The organism is Candidatus Pseudomonas auctus (assembly GCF_048654275.1).
GTDB lineage: Bacteria > Pseudomonadota > Gammaproteobacteria > Pseudomonadales > Pseudomonadaceae > Aquipseudomonas > Aquipseudomonas pharyngis.
Genome location: NZ_JBJYZK010000012.1, coordinates 100820 through 114396, shown reverse-complemented (window position 1 = coordinate 114396; position 13577 = coordinate 100820). Strand labels below are relative to the sequence as shown.

Below are 13577 nucleotides of genomic sequence, written 5' to 3'. Positions count from 1 at the left end.
ATCAGAAGCTGTAGACCACTTGCCCGGCCAACGAGGTCTGCAACCGGCGCTCGACAATCGGGCTGTCGGCCGCTTCGTGGCTCAGGTACTGCACCGACAGCACGGTCGACACGCTCCATTGCTCATCCAGCGGCAACGACCAGGTCAGATCCGCGCCGCGACTGACCAATCCGGCCCGGGCCTTGTACGCGCGGAACTGACTGCGCGAGGCCTGGGCATCGCTGACGCCGTACCAGGTGCGCATGTAATTGCTGTCGCCGAACTGGCTGTTGAGGCCGCCGGTGACTTTGCCGAAACGTCCTTCGTAGAGCGGCGCGCTGATGCTCAGCTTGAGGCGGTTCCACGATGAGCCGGTGTCATGGTCATCGTCATCCTTTTCCAGCGCATGCTCGAAACTCGCGCCGAGGATGATCGGGCCCATGTGATACGTGCCGTCGAGCCCGATCACCGGGCGAGACTTGATCGAACCCATGCCGTTGAGCTCGTCCGAGCCTTTGAATCCGGTCTTGCGATCCTTGCGCACGTCGCTGGCGCCGACGTAGACGCTGAGGCCGAAATCCTCTTCGTCGAAGCCCCAGCCGAGGCCTCGACTGCTGTCGAGAAACACGCCGTAAGGGCTGACGATTTCGACACCCACCAATGGCGCCACCACCCGCTCATCACTGCCGCTGTAACGCGGCGCACTGGCGGCCCCGGCACGCAGGGTGGCATGCCAGTCTTCGGCGCGCAGCGAATCGCCCGGCAGCAGCAGGCAGAGGGAAGTCAGGGACAGCGAAAATGTGCGTAACGAAACCGGCATGGGGCACCCGAGGGGAGATTGGATGCGCCCATGCTAGTGAGGGGGCGGCCGGCAATCTTTGGCAGCTTTGTCGGGAAACTGTCAAAGACTGTGAAGGCGGTTATCGGGTCAATTTCAGTCGTTCGTGCCATTGGGCGATGGATTCTTCCGGGTAGACCTCGAATTGCTGGTCCCTGGCGCTCGCCTGCACTTCGACCCACGGGGCTTTCGAGCCGAGCATCAGATGAGTGTGTTCCGGCGGCACCGGCAGCGGTGTGTCGATCGCCGAGGCGAACGGGTGGATCAGCTCCGGCCATTCCGGGCTGAACAGCCACAGGCCGCTGCCGCACTGCGAGCAGAAGTGCCGCTCGGCGCTGCTGCGGTGGGCGCGGGCATCGCCTGCGTCTTTCATTTTCGCGTGGTAGATCGTGATGTGTTTGCGCCCGCGCACCTTGAGACTGGCCGCATCGCCGCCGAGATTGATCGCATAGCCGCCACCGCCCTGGGTCTTGCGGCAGATCGAGCAGTAGCAGCGCTGATAAGGGTAGGGGTGGGTGCTGTCGAGGGTGAATGAAACCGCGCCGCAGTGGCAGGAGCCTTCGAGGTGCATGAGTGGCCTCCGGTTGGGCTGAATTCGTTCGGTTCAGCCTAGACGAGAAGATCGCCTGCACCCGGAGCGTCAGTTGTATCTTTCCCCCCCCCGAGCCGGTCTGGTGCTGGAATCGTTGGCGCAAGGGCAGGCGTGGTGATGGATCACACAATCAGGGCGCAGAAACATCTGCAGAACGGCCGCAGACGCTGTTGGCCGAAGCGCGCCGGGAATCAATTTGAAGCGGTTTGTGCGTGGTTGGGTGTGGTCGGAGTCTGGTAGCCTTTTTTCGCCATGTAGATGAACCGGCAATGACGCCGAACACCGGCCGGCTTCAGATTCACAGGATTTGATCCGGCCATTTAGCAAGGAAGTTGGATATGCCAGGCAAACCGCCGACCAAGGGTGCAGGCCCGGTTGATGTCCATTTTAAACCGCCCGCTGATGGCGCGGTGTCGGGGCCGATGATTCGCCCCGGTGGCCACTTCACGCAGCCAGATTCACCCGGTTTTTCCGGAGGCTCAAGGGCCCCACATGACCGCACTGGAGAGGTCGCCAGTTCTCCGGCTTTGATCACTGTTCACGAGGCGCAGCCGACGATTGAAATACCCGCCTCCGGACGACAGTCGTTGGAGGCCTACCACGTCCGGGGGGCAGGCCGGTTGACGGAGATCGATGCCGATGGCTTCAGGACGTTCAAAGGGCGCCAGTTCGCCGAATTGCCCGATCAGGCCATCGTCCAGGTCAGTGCCGATCCGCAGACGGGGTTGTACCGTGCCAGGCTGGCCAGCGAACTCAATCCTTCCGGCCCGGTTCTGGAGCGCGATAGCGATGGCAGGCGTTGGCACCCGCTGGAAGAGTTTGACACTGACCGTTTTCGCACCCCAGACCCACGCAGTGAAGTCGACTCGCCCCTCGAGACAATGCCTCACCCGGAAGGCGACGAAGGGCGCAGTCGTCAGGACGCTTCTGACGACGAGTTCGAGCTGGCTTCCGAATCAATGCAGATCAAGCCTTACACCGAACAGGAACTGGCGGCCATGCGTCACGAGGTGCGCTATTCGTTCCGGGCCAATCGTCTGGCTTCGTACGACCGCACCAACAACGGCAAATACCCGTTGCGCGATCCGTCGGGCAGGCCGGTACGGATTCGCAAACTGGAAACGCAGGTGACCTTGGACACGGGGGAGCGATATCGTTCGGAGCCGATCAAGCCTTACATCAAGTTCGAAGGCTATGAAGATGTTGCCAGGCTCTATGAAGAGAAACTCGAGCTGCGTACTTTCACCAGTGCCGACATGAAAGTACCCGGCGAGAAAGCGCTGATCGGCCAGCTTATGGTGGTCGCGAACAAGCGAATCACCAGAGGCGAGGCGCTGGGCCTTTACGGCGGAACGATCAGCCGGGCAGGGCTGCTGCGGCCAGAGGAGCAGACGTTCACCATGCTCGCGGGCACTTATTTGCATTACGAACCGGGAAGGTTGATCGAAGAGCCCCTGGTGGTCATCGGTGACAATATTGTTTCGCGGATCAACTCGAACTTCGAATATGACGCCGCCGACAAGCCAGTCAGGCAAGCGGCGGAGGGCTATAACGTGAAGATAATCGGGTTCAAGGTTGAAGCAGACCTGCAGATCGGCACCCGGTTCGAACGTCGGCGTTACATACTGAGTGCGCTGTTCGCCGAGGACGATATTCCGGCGGGGACCGAGTTGCGCTGCAAGTACAATTATTCGGAACATGACATGAAGCTGCTGTTTCCATGAAAAAACGCCGTGCGGCCGACTCCCTGGGGAGGAGCGAGATGAACGGCTCCTCACCCCAGCCTGTCGAAATATCAGACTGAATAGGGTAAAGGGGCAGGGTCAGAGCGCCTTAGGCACACGCCACAGGTACCATGCCGCCACGGTGCGAAACGGACTCCACGCCAATCCGATATCAATCATCTGCTTGCGCGTCGGCTGCACCTCCAGCCCCTTTAACCGCCGATACCCCTCGCGAACCCCAAAGTCATCCGCCGGCAGAATATCCGGGCGTTCCAGGCTATAAATCAGCAACATCTCCACCGTCCAGCGCCCGACCCCGCGCAGGCTGACCAACCGCTCGATCAGCGCCTCATCCTCCATCGCCAGCGCGGTCGAGTAATCCGGCACCACACCGTCCAGGGTCGCCTGGGCAATCCCCTGAATCGTCGCAATCTTGCCCGCCGAAAACCCGCAACTGCGCAGTCGGTCGAAGTCCGTCGCCAGAATCTGCTCCGGACGCGGAAACGACTGCCCGGGAAACAATCCCACCAGCCGCCCGGCAATCGCATCGCCCGCCTTGGCGTGCAGTTGCTGATAGGCAATCGCCCGCACCAGAGACTCATAGGGATCGCGCGTCGGATGCGGCTGATGCAGACAAGGGCCTATGGCAGCAATGTGGCGCTGCCAGTCGGCGTCGAGGCTGGCCAGAAACTCGCTGGCCGGCTGATAGGGATCAGGCATGGTTTACTTCAGCAGACCGTTGACTTCGCCATAGGTGAAGGCCTTGAGGTCATGGGTGTCGAGCTTGCCGCTGGCGAGGAAGCTTTTCACCAGTGAGCCCATGGCGCCGTACAGGAACTCGGCGATCCCGGAACCGGCGCTCAAGCGGCGCACGCCAAAGGTTTGCAGTTCTTCGGGGGAGGGCAGGCAAGCAAAGCCCAGGACGTTGACCGGCAGGGTCGTACCTTTGCAGATGGCTTCGATTTCGTAGGCGGACGTCACACCGGCAGCGAACAACCCATCGGCCCCGGCTGCCTGATAAAGCACGGCGCGGTGCAGGGTTTCGGCGACGCGATCCTCGGCAGGCACCAGGCTTTTCAGATAAACGTCGGTGCGGGCATTGATGAACAGCTTCACATTGCGCTTGTCGGCCACTTGTCGCGCGACTTCGATCTTGCGCACCAGCAGTTCCGGCGTGCCGCTGCCGTCTTCGATATTGATCCCGACCGCACCCGCAGCGATCACGGCATCGATCACTTCAGCGACCCGGTCGAGGTCATCGGAATAACCGGCTTCGACGTCCACGCTCAACGGCACTTTGATGACTCGCGCAATCGAGTCCACGCTGCTGATCAACCGCTCGAGCGGCAGAGTGTTGCCGTCCGGGTAACCGTGGGCCCAGGCGACCGCGGCGCTGCTGGTGGCGACCGCTTTGCCACCCAGTTGCTCGACCAGTCGCGCGCCTGTGGCGTCGGCAACGTTGGTCAGGATCAGCAGGCCATCGTGGTGCAACTGGTGAAACTGAGTGTCGAGCGCGTTCATCGAGATCCCTTCTTTTCGGTTGTTCAGAAAGCCAGTTGTTGCGTCAGCTGCACGGCGGCATTTTCCAGTCTGAGCAAAAACGCCTTGCGCGGTTGTCCACCACCATAGCCCGTCAATGAGCCGTCCGCACCGATCACCCGATGGCATGGCACCACGATCGACAGCCGATTGTGCCCGTTGGCCAGCCCCACCGCGCGGCTGGCGCCGGGTTTGCCCAGCCGTGCGGCGATGGTGCCGTAAGTGCTGGTGTGGCCGTAGGGGATTTGCCGCAGTGCAGCCCAGACCTGGCGGGCAAACTCGCTGCCGGGCAGGTGCAGCGGCACGCTGAATTCGCTCAGCTTGCCGGCGAAATACAGCGCCAGTTCGTTTTCGATCTGCTGCAAATGCGCGTTGTGCCCCGGTGCGACCACGTAGCCGTAGCGGTTTTGCAGTTCCTCGACTTCCCGGGTCAGCGCCGGGCGGTCGAGAAACTCCAGCAGCACCAGCCCGCGTCGCTCGGCCATGGCGATCATGGGCCCCAGCGGCGTGGTCAGGCGAGTGAACAGCAGCGGCTCGCTGGCTGCCGCGCGTCCCGGCGTGATGTGAAACGATTTCTGAAACGCATCGCGAAAACCGCTGAGGGATTCATAGCCGGAATCGAACGCGGCGTGGTCGATGGACGTGCCTTGCTTGATCCCGCCCAACGCCATGCCGAGCCGGCGGGTGCGCAGCCACGCGTGGAAGGTCATGCCGAAATGCTGTTTGAACCAGCGCCGCAACTTCAACGGTTCGATGCCCTCGGCGAGCAATTGCGCATCGCTCCAGCGCACCTCCGGGTCGGCGTCGACTGCTTTGAGCAGCCGCTGCACCCAATCCGGGGCGATGGCCGCAGCGTCCAGCGGTTTGCAGCGCAAACAGGCGCGATAACCGGCGGACAGGCAGTCGTCAGCGTGGGCGAAGAACTCGACGTTTTCCGGTTTCGGCTTGCGCGCCGTGCAGGTCGGGCGGCAAAAGATCCCGGTGGTTTTCACGGCCGTGAAAAACACGCCTTCGTAGGCAGTGTCGCTTGCGAGCATGGCGCGAACCATTTCGGCGTGAGGGGGCAGGACAGCGGTCTGTATGTTCATGGGCCGAGGATAAAACCAGTTATTCGATGGCTCCACCGAAAAATCGACAGTGAATTTTCGGGCCGCTGCACTACAGTGATCGGGTCGCTACAACTCGGGAAATGAAGGTATGCCACCGTTCACGATTCAACACATCGATCACATCGTGCTGCGCGTCGCCGATCTGCAACGCAGCATTGATTTCTACGACCGGGTCTTCGGCGCCGAAGTGGTCAAGCGCAACGAAAAGTTCGGTCTGGTGCACCTGCGCGCCGGCACGTCGATGATCGATCTGGTCGACCTCGACGGCGAAATCGGCCGCAAGGGCGGCGCGGCCGCCGGCAGCGAACGGCGCAATGTCGATCACTTCTGCCTGCGCATCGAGCCGTTCGATGAAGCGGCGCTGGTCAGTCATTTGCAAGCCTGCGGCCTGACCGTCGAAAAAGCCGCCACCCGTTTTGGCGCCGAGGGCTACGGCCTGTCGCTGTACTGCTTCGACCCGGACGGCAACCAGGTCGAACTCAAGGGCCCTTCCGAAGCTTAGGCGCGCTTGGCCATTAACAATACCGAAGCTGCCGCCGACAGCAGCCCGGCGCAGCAACGGTTGAAGATCCGTTTGCCGCGCGGCTCGGCGAACCAGCGGCGCATGTGCAGGCCCATGTAGGCGTAAGCGCTGATGGCGATCCATTCCAGCAGCAGGAACAGCACGCCCAGCAGCATGAACTGCGGGGTGATGGCGCGGGTCGGGTCGACGAATTGCGGCAGAAAAGCAGTGAATATAAGAATTGCCTTGGGATTGCCTGCCGCCACTAAAAACTCCTGACGCGCCAGGGCCAGAAGCCCGTTTGCCGGCGCAGTAACCGCGTCTTCGGCGGCAGGATTGGCCCGCCACAGCTGCCACGCCAGATACAACAGATACCCTGCGCCGACAATCTTGATCCCATAGAACAACAGTTCCGACGTTTGCAGCACCACCGCCAGCCCCGCCGCCGCGAGGGCGATCATCCCGGCGAACGCCAGCAACCGACCGATCCCGGCCACGCAGGCGCGACGATAGCCGTAGCGGGTGGCGTTGCTGACCGACAGGAGGTTGTTCGGCCCCGGCGCCATGTTCAAGGCGAAGCAGGCGGGTAGAAACAGGGAGAGGGTAGTGAGATCCATAGCAATAATCCTGCACTGATCAGATTTGCCAGAGGTTTTAAATGTAAACTTCGACTAACGCCTAAATTCTGACGTGTCGCTGTTGTTGTCGAAATTTATAAGTACCTGATTTCTAACTCCACTTATTCTAGTTTGTAACCTTCGCATTGATACCATTTGCTCTGCACTAAAGCATAGTACATCGCTGTTTTCCATGAGTTTTGATGCTTCATTTGTTCTGCCTCCAACGCTTCGTCCAATATTTCTCTTATCTGAGCCGGGCTATCATTTTTGTGTCGTCTAGATAGGCGCAAACTCAAGGTTGAAAGTTCTTCTGCTGCTTCGACGGCATATCTCTCTTGCAGTCCGAACTCCTTAAAATGATTGCGTACTCTGCTTTTTGCCGATTCAGTCCAGTTGAGTGGGCAGGAAACATAAAAAAATATCGTGGCAGGTACACTGTACTTTACTTCTGCAAAAAGCCATTGTTGCTCATAGTAGTATCCTTTTTCGAAGTAAGGATGAAGGAACTGCTTTGATTCGGAGTTTCCGGCTTTATCGCTTTTGTAACCTTCATTGCAATCCCGGCAGGAAGGAACCAGATTAGGCATCAGAACAGAAAACTGAGGATGTGAAGCCTTGGATAAATAATGGTCTAATGTAAATACTTGTCCAAATCCACAATAAGGGCATTTTTGGTTTGGTGAACTAAAGAAGATATCGTTGTAATGTTTTCTTGCTATTTTTTGCTCGCCGACGAAGTATTGTGAGTACAACTTCATCAGATTGTCTTTCGTAAGGCGAGAAAGGACTATATCGTTCTTCTCGTATTTTTTGCCCCTGATTGTATGGAGTAGGTTTGCCTTTGCCTCTGTTAGATAACTCTTATACGCCACCTGAATATCAGGCGCCGCACTTTTGAATCTGCTGCGCAATTCTTCGTTGAATATGCCATTCACGCAGTCTCTGTAGACCAACATATTGTCTTGTTTTGGAATGGGCAAGCTTCGCATTATCTGTTGCCCCCTTTTCCTCTGGTAGCAATGAGGTTTCTGAGTATGGAGCGGCCCTCGAATCCGATTTGGCCGTTGTATTCATCTATTATTTGGTTGTATGTTTTGCTGTTGTCTTCTACAGACTTTCTTAAAAGATTATGAAATCCTGATGCAGAAACCTCCAAGCCAAAGATTTCGCTTGTCAGTACGCCAAGGTTTTCACCAAATGTCTCATCTAAAGGGCGCTCGGCTTTAATTTCATCATCGATTCGATATAACTTCCACACGCAATTTTTAGGCACCTCCTGGAGGATGACAGGAGAGTGTGTAGCTATTAAAGCAATGGCATTACGTTCGGCAAGTATGTTGGAAATCGCTCTTGTAAAAGCGGAAAGCAGTGGTGGGTGCAGATGGCTTTCGGGTTCGTCCATCATAACTAAGGACTTCTCCTCAATGTAGGCGATCAACCGAGATAAAGACTGAAGTACGATTGCATGCCCAGAACTCATTTCTTTATAGATTTTTTTAAAATCTGGAACTGTTTTTCTATCGTAACGGGATTCTATGAGTTCTACTAATCCGATTTGTTTAAAGTTGTCATCTGATTCGAGTGTTTTTATTGCATCTAGTAGTAGTGTGCGCTTGTCCTCTTGGTTTAAACATGTCTCGATGGCTTCGAGTAACTCGGTTTCTAAAGTCTTATCAGATTTCGGCTGGAGTTCATCATCAACAATCTGCTTCAATCCTATGTGGTGATATCGTAACCCTTTGGCGCTATCTGGTTGATCTTGCGGGGGGACGAATTTGTCAAACGCGCTAAAGGATACGGATATTACTCCACTAAAATAATTGCTACCAATCAGAGGTGAGTGAGTGTTGCGCTTCTCAAAAAAAGCACCTGACTCATTGTTGTTATGTACCAAGCTAGTAATCATGCTATTAAGTAGTTTTGTTTTCCCTGTACCATTCCTGCCAATGAGTACGTGCATGTGGGTCGGTGGTTTTGAGTCAATTTTTACTGAAAAATCAAAACGAGTACTTGTGCCTGATCTTTGTGGTGATTTTTGATAGCTGAAATCAAAGCTCTCATACGTAACCCCACCTTCAAGGATTCGAGTGAATTGATTCTTTATTGTCGTTGAGCTGGTGAATCGCATCAGTGAGGAGTAAAGAACGTGTTCCTCCATGACTGAATTAAAAATGCTTTTGTTGAATGCGATGTCGCGCAGTTTTTTAAGGATTTCAAAGCCTTTTCTTTTGGGAAGTGCAATGATTCGCTCGTAAAACTCTGAACTTTGACCTAGTGAGAAATAATTATCTTTTAAATGAGGAAAGTTGTCAGGAAGCGCATTTGCAGTTTGCTCGCTATTTGCTTGTCCAATAAAACCTATTTTTATCGTGCCTAGATCATGTCTTTCTAGGTTTTCATCGTAATATGTTACATAGAACTGAGTACGATAGCCGTAGTCATCCCAATCTGACTTGTCGAGTGTGACTATATCTTTTTGGTGTTCTAGGTTCTTTGATTTACAGAAAATCATGAGCATCAACCTCCTTTTGAATTTGGAAAAGGTATCAAAAAGCCACCATTATGTCGAGTTTTGCTTCGCTGTGTTGTCTTTATTAGGTCGGTGTTTCCAAGGAGTAGTTTGGTTATCTGGATTGGGTTGATCTGAATGGTGATGCTTTGCTTTTATTGAGATTGTAAATATATGCTTTAGTGGGATGGGTGAGGTGCGCAAAGAAGCCTATCAGGAGTTGTTTGTTGTAAGTGCTTTATGAGTATCATTCGAAGTACCTCGTTATGTGATTTTAATACATCATCGATCAAATCTTTCAGGTCGAACTTTCAGCGGGTGTTGGAACTCATAATCAAGGCGAGGAGGGTGTGAATGGATAGATGATCCCTCCGGTTGGAATGGGAGGGAGATTATCGTGTAAGGTTTCTCCCCGTTTCACTGATCACGCACGGCCTAAGTGGCCCTACCAAGAGCGACCTACATGCAAGCAAAGGCCCGCGAGGTTCATGTACCACCGGTGTTGCAGGATCTGCGCGCCGGCACGGCCGAACTGCACATTGCTCTGGAAAAACGCCTTCCTTTCTTCTCCGATACCCTTGATCTGCAGGCTTTCGAGCGATTGATGCGCGCCTATTACGGCTTCTATCAGCCACTGGAAAGCGCATTGCAGGACAGCGGCGAGATCCCCGCCGATTTCGATCTGGTTTCGCGCCTCAAGACCCCGACCCTGCAACGCGATCTGCAGGCGCTGGGCGCAAGCGGCGGAGAGTTTTCGCTCTGCCGCCAGTTGCCCGCCATCGACTCCGCCGCCGCCTGCCTTGGCGTGCTGTACGTGCTGGAAGGCGCAACCCTTGGCGGACAGATCCTGCGCCGGGAGATCGCCACGCGGTTGAATCTCGGCGCGGACAACGGCGCAGCGTTTCTGGACATCTACGGCGCTGCCACCGGCCGGCGCTGGCGCGATTTCATCGAATACCTGGGCAGTCGCCCGATGGACGCCGACGAGCGTGAAGCCGTCGTGGCGGCCGCCCACACTACATTCAGCTGTTTCGAGCAGTGGCTCGAAAGCCAGGAGGTTCTGGTATGAACCCGCAAGACAAAGAAGCCTTTGAAGAGTTGCTGGCCAACTGTGCCGACGAGCCGATCCGCTTTCCCGGCGCAATCCAGCCGCACGGTTTGCTGCTGACCCTGAGCGAGCCGGACCTTTCGATCATTCAGATCAGCGCCAACGTCGAGACCCTGCTCGCACGCCCGGCGCAAGAGCTGATCGGCCAGCCCCTGCAAAGCCTGATCGGCGATGCCCATGCCGCACAGGTTCGCCAGGCCTTGCAGCAACCGGCCCTGTCCGATGCGCCGCCGCTGCACTTTCGCCTCAACGGCACCGCGTTCGAAGGCTTGGTGCACCGGCATCAGGATGTGCTGATTCTGGAGCTGGAAATCCACGTCGAAAACTTCCAGCCGCGCAACGTCGCCGGCACCGAAACCCATCTGGGGCGGATGCTCGCGCGCCTGCAAAAGGCCCAGAGCCTGCAGGCGCTGTACGACATCAGCGTCAAGGAAATCCAGGCCATGACCGGTTACGACCGGGTGCTGATCTATCGCTTCGAAGAAGAGGGCCACGGTCAGGTCATCGCCGAAGCGTCCGATCCGTCGATGGAAGTCTTTAACGGTCTGTTTTTCCCGGCCTCCGACATCCCCGAGCAGGCCCGGGAGCTGTACCGCACCAACTGGCTACGGATCATCCCGAATGCCGACTACCAACCGGTGCCGCTGGTGCCCAAGTTGCGCCCGGACACCCAGACTCCGCTGGACTTGAGCTTCGCGACACTGCGCAGCGTGTCGCCGATCCACTGCCAGTACATGAAAAACATGGGTGTGCTGTCCTCGATGAGCATTTCCCTGCTCAAGGGCGACAAGCTCTGGGGCCTGATCAGTTGCGGCAATCGCCAGCCGCTGCATGTACCGCATGAATTGCGTACCGCGTGCCAGACCATCGGCCAGGTGCTGTCGTTGCAGATCAGCGCGATGGAAGCACTGGAAGTCAGCCGTCAACGGGAAGAAAAAGTCGAAGCGCTGGCGCTGCTCAATCAGGCGATGATCGATTCGCCACAGAACGTATTCGATGGCCTGGCCAACCAGCCACAAGTCCTGATGGCGCTGGCCAATGCCGGCGGCATCGCGATCATTGAAGACAAGCAATTGCACCGTTACGGCAACTGCCCGGAGCCGGAAGAGATTCGCGCCCTGCACAAATGGTTGCAGGAGCGTGGCGAGCCGGTGTTTGCCAGTCATCACCTGGCCAGCGTCTATCCGCCGGCCGCGCACTATCAGCAGGTCGCCAGCGGCGTGCTCGCCATGAGCCTGCCCAAACCGGTGGACAACGGCGTGCTGTGGTTCCGGCCCGAAGTCAAAGAGAACATCAACTGGAGTGGTGATCCGCGCAAGCCGCTGGACCTGGAAAACTCTGACGCCGGCCTTCGTCTGCGGCCGCGTACTTCGTTCGAAATCTGGAAGGTCGAGATGGCCGGGATTTCCACCAAGTGGAGTCATGGCGATCTGTTCGCCGCCAACGACTTGCGTCGCTCGGCGCTGGAAAATGATCTGGCCCGTCAGGTGCGCCGCGAGCAGGAAGCGGTGCGTGCCCGCGACGAGCTGGTGGCGGTGGTTTCCCACGATCTGCGCAACCCGATGACCGTGATCTCAATGCTGTGCGGCATGATGCAGAAGGCTTTCAGCTCCGACGGGCCGCACACCTCGCGGCGCATCTCCACCGCCATCGACACCATGCAACAAGCCGCCGGACGCATGAACACGCTGCTGGAAGACTTGCTCGACACCTCGAAAATCGATGCCGGCCGCTACACCATCGCGCCGCAGAAACTCGATGTCGCGCAGATGTTCGAAGAGGCGCAATCGCTGCTCGCGCCGCTGGCGCTGGACAAGGACATCAGCATCTCGTTCGAGGCTGATCCCGACCTGAGCATTCATGCCGACCCCGAGCGGTTGTTTCAGGTGCTGTCGAATCTGGTCGGCAACGCAATCAAGTTCACTCCGCGCCTGGGCACGGTCGACGTGTATGCCAAATCGGTCGGTGACGACATCGTTTTCACGGTGCGCGACAGCGGCGAAGGCATTCCCAAGGATCACTTGCCGCACGTATTCGACCGTTACTGGACGGTGAAGGAAGGCAATCCGACCGGCACTGGGCTGGGTCTGTACATCACGCAGGGCATCGTCGAGGCCCATGGCGGGCAGATCGTTGCCGAGAGTGAGCCGGGGCAGGGCAGCGAATTCCGCTTCACCGTGCCGCGTCTGGACTGAAACGCGGATCAGCGCTCGGGTGGCTGCAACATGGCCACCCACTCGGCGGCGAATCGATGGCAGTCGCCGGGCCAGCGCGCCGTCAGCAGTTGGCCGTCGCGCACCACAAATCCTGATTGCAGTTTCTGTGCACAATCGCGCTTGGCGATCAGCGGCCCGCGTTTGAAGTCGGCTTTGCTGGCCAGCGCGGTTTTCACTTCCGCCTCGACGGTCTGCTTGTAGGTGCGGTAGTAGCGCCCCAGCCAGGCAGCCGTCATCAGCCACGCCGGCAACTCCATGGTTGCCGCGAGCAATGCCGTCACTTTGCGCCCGAACAACACCGACTGCCCGGTATCGGGCTCGAGCGTCCGGGCCAGCAACAGCACGCCATGACACACCGCCGCCACGGGTTTTTCGGCCTTGAAAAATTGCAGGGCGATCTGCTGAGCCTGCGTCGATTCGAGCAGCGTGCGCATCCCTTTGGCGTGGCCGCCGGGAATCAGCAGACCCTCAAATTGGCTCGTATCGACATCGGCATACGCCAGCGGCTGCCTGAACGCTTCGGACTCGATCATCTGCGTGTAACTGTCCAGATCGGCTTTGCGCGTCATCAGCATCGAATTCAACAGGCCGAAACCGATGTTCACCAACCGTGGATCGGCGTGGGCGGGCAAACCTTGTGGCGTGGCGAAACGCACTCCGATGCCCGCGTTGCGCAATGCCTCCCAGGGCACGCTGCTTTCGGTCGGGTCGTAATCGGCGGAGGGCAACAGAATCAGAATCATCGCGGGCAGACTTCCTGGTCAAAGTGGTCGCATAGCCAGAGCGTAGTGGTTCTGCGCGTGCGGGGGTAATTTCCTTCAATACCGTCCGGTGTGTGTTG

The 13577-nt window shown here is 57.4% G+C and carries 13 protein-coding genes; 4 read left to right on the top strand and 9 right to left on the bottom strand.

Going from position 1 to position 13577, the window contains the following annotated elements; translation table 11 throughout:
- Position 1: 1 nt before the first annotated feature.
- On the bottom strand, positions 2 to 799 hold the full coding sequence (locus ACKUG4_RS21045; RefSeq protein ID WP_445434751.1) for a MipA/OmpV family protein: 798 nt from the start codon (positions 797 to 799) through the stop codon (positions 2 to 4).
- Between the two features lie 100 nt (positions 800 to 899).
- The gene (locus ACKUG4_RS21040) at positions 900 to 1388 is read right to left on the bottom strand and encodes a GFA family protein (RefSeq protein WP_445434750.1); all 489 of its coding nucleotides are present in this window, start codon (positions 1386 to 1388) and stop codon (positions 900 to 902) included.
- Positions 1389 to 1747: 359 nt separating this feature from the next.
- Here ACKUG4_RS21040 and ACKUG4_RS21035 point away from each other — a divergent pair, with 359 nt between their 5' ends.
- Positions 1748 to 3133, top strand: a complete 1386-nt coding sequence (locus tag ACKUG4_RS21035) for a hypothetical protein (protein ID WP_445434749.1) — start codon at positions 1748 to 1750, stop codon at positions 3131 to 3133.
- Positions 3134 to 3232: 99 nt separating this feature from the next.
- On the opposite strand, the gene ACKUG4_RS21030 is transcribed toward ACKUG4_RS21035, so the two are convergent.
- Genes ACKUG4_RS21030 through ACKUG4_RS21020 form a run of 3 tightly spaced genes read right to left on the bottom strand, consistent with a single transcriptional unit; the run spans position 3233 to position 5760 of the window.
- Positions 3233 to 3853 (bottom strand): DNA-3-methyladenine glycosylase family protein, encoded by a 621-nt coding sequence (locus ACKUG4_RS21030; protein WP_445434748.1) that lies wholly within the window; start codon positions 3851 to 3853, stop codon positions 3233 to 3235.
- A 3-nt stretch (positions 3854 to 3856) separates the two neighbouring features.
- Complete coding sequence (locus ACKUG4_RS21025; protein ID WP_445434747.1) at positions 3857 to 4654, bottom strand: isocitrate lyase/PEP mutase family protein; 798 nt, start codon at positions 4652 to 4654, stop codon at positions 3857 to 3859.
- A 23-nt stretch (positions 4655 to 4677) separates the two neighbouring features.
- Positions 4678 to 5760, bottom strand: a complete 1083-nt coding sequence (locus ACKUG4_RS21020; protein WP_445434746.1) for a bifunctional transcriptional activator/DNA repair enzyme AdaA — start codon at positions 5758 to 5760, stop codon at positions 4678 to 4680.
- Positions 5761 to 5869: 109 nt separating this feature from the next.
- On the opposite strand from ACKUG4_RS21020, the gene ACKUG4_RS21015 reads away from it, so the two are divergent.
- Positions 5870 to 6283, top strand: a complete 414-nt coding sequence (locus ACKUG4_RS21015) for a VOC family protein (RefSeq protein ID WP_039770856.1) — start codon at positions 5870 to 5872, stop codon at positions 6281 to 6283.
- On the opposite strand, the gene ACKUG4_RS21010 is transcribed toward ACKUG4_RS21015, so the two are convergent.
- The 3 genes from ACKUG4_RS21010 to ACKUG4_RS21000 all read right to left on the bottom strand — a co-directional run bounded on the left by ACKUG4_RS21010 (position 6280) and on the right by ACKUG4_RS21000 (position 9421).
- Positions 6280 to 6900: a LysE family translocator gene (locus ACKUG4_RS21010; protein ID WP_445434745.1), complete on the bottom strand. Its 621-nt coding sequence runs from the start codon at positions 6898 to 6900 to the stop codon at positions 6280 to 6282. The two genes, ACKUG4_RS21015 and ACKUG4_RS21010, sit on opposite strands and share 4 nt — an antisense overlap.
- Positions 6901 to 7022: 122 nt before the next feature.
- Positions 7023 to 7838 (bottom strand): HNH endonuclease, encoded by an 816-nt coding sequence (locus ACKUG4_RS21005; protein ID WP_134333566.1) that lies wholly within the window; start codon positions 7836 to 7838, stop codon positions 7023 to 7025.
- Positions 7839 to 7891: 53 nt separating this feature from the next.
- On the bottom strand, positions 7892 to 9421 hold the full coding sequence (locus tag ACKUG4_RS21000) for an AAA family ATPase (RefSeq protein ID WP_445434744.1): 1530 nt from the start codon (positions 9419 to 9421) through the stop codon (positions 7892 to 7894).
- 454 nt (positions 9422 to 9875) lie between these two features.
- Here ACKUG4_RS21000 and ACKUG4_RS20995 point away from each other — a divergent pair, with 454 nt between their 5' ends.
- Positions 9876 to 10481: a biliverdin-producing heme oxygenase gene (locus tag ACKUG4_RS20995; protein WP_085613048.1), complete on the top strand. Its 606-nt coding sequence runs from the start codon at positions 9876 to 9878 to the stop codon at positions 10479 to 10481.
- On the top strand, positions 10478 to 12715 hold the full coding sequence (locus tag ACKUG4_RS20990) for an ATP-binding protein (RefSeq protein ID WP_221399393.1): 2238 nt from the start codon (positions 10478 to 10480) through the stop codon (positions 12713 to 12715). The genes ACKUG4_RS20995 and ACKUG4_RS20990 overlap by 4 nt, the downstream gene beginning before the upstream one ends.
- Before the next feature lie 8 nt (positions 12716 to 12723).
- Here ACKUG4_RS20990 and ACKUG4_RS20985 read toward each other — a convergent pair whose 3' ends face one another.
- On the bottom strand, positions 12724 to 13479 hold the full coding sequence (locus ACKUG4_RS20985; protein WP_445434743.1) for a type 1 glutamine amidotransferase domain-containing protein: 756 nt from the start codon (positions 13477 to 13479) through the stop codon (positions 12724 to 12726).
- Between the last annotated feature and the right edge of the window lie 98 nt (positions 13480 to 13577).

What these genes read in the sequence shown, in the direction of transcription:
- ACKUG4_RS21015 (WP_039770856.1), top strand. Translation starts at nt 5,870, where the DNA reads ATGCCACCGTTCACGATTCAACACATCGATCACATCGTGCTGCGCGTC.
- ACKUG4_RS21000 (WP_445434744.1), bottom strand. Translation starts at nt 9,421, where the DNA reads ATGCTCATGATTTTCTGTAAATCAAAGAACCTAGAACACCAAAAAGAT.
- ACKUG4_RS21020 (WP_445434746.1), bottom strand. Translation starts at nt 5,760, where the DNA reads ATGAACATACAGACCGCTGTCCTGCCCCCTCACGCCGAAATGGTTCGC.
- ACKUG4_RS21030 (WP_445434748.1), bottom strand. Translation starts at nt 3,853, where the DNA reads ATGCCTGATCCCTATCAGCCGGCCAGCGAGTTTCTGGCCAGCCTCGAC.
- ACKUG4_RS21025 (WP_445434747.1), bottom strand. Translation starts at nt 4,654, where the DNA reads ATGAACGCGCTCGACACTCAGTTTCACCAGTTGCACCACGATGGCCTG.
- ACKUG4_RS21035 (WP_445434749.1), top strand. Translation starts at nt 1,748, where the DNA reads ATGCCAGGCAAACCGCCGACCAAGGGTGCAGGCCCGGTTGATGTCCAT.
- ACKUG4_RS21040 (WP_445434750.1), bottom strand. Translation starts at nt 1,388, where the DNA reads ATGCACCTCGAAGGCTCCTGCCACTGCGGCGCGGTTTCATTCACCCTC.
- ACKUG4_RS20985 (WP_445434743.1), bottom strand. Translation starts at nt 13,479, where the DNA reads ATGATTCTGATTCTGTTGCCCTCCGCCGATTACGACCCGACCGAAAGC.
- ACKUG4_RS20990 (WP_221399393.1), top strand. Translation starts at nt 10,478, where the DNA reads ATGAACCCGCAAGACAAAGAAGCCTTTGAAGAGTTGCTGGCCAACTGT.
- ACKUG4_RS20995 (WP_085613048.1), top strand. Translation starts at nt 9,876, where the DNA reads ATGCAAGCAAAGGCCCGCGAGGTTCATGTACCACCGGTGTTGCAGGAT.
- ACKUG4_RS21010 (WP_445434745.1), bottom strand. Translation starts at nt 6,900, where the DNA reads ATGGATCTCACTACCCTCTCCCTGTTTCTACCCGCCTGCTTCGCCTTG.
- ACKUG4_RS21045 (WP_445434751.1), bottom strand. Translation starts at nt 799, where the DNA reads ATGCCGGTTTCGTTACGCACATTTTCGCTGTCCCTGACTTCCCTCTGC.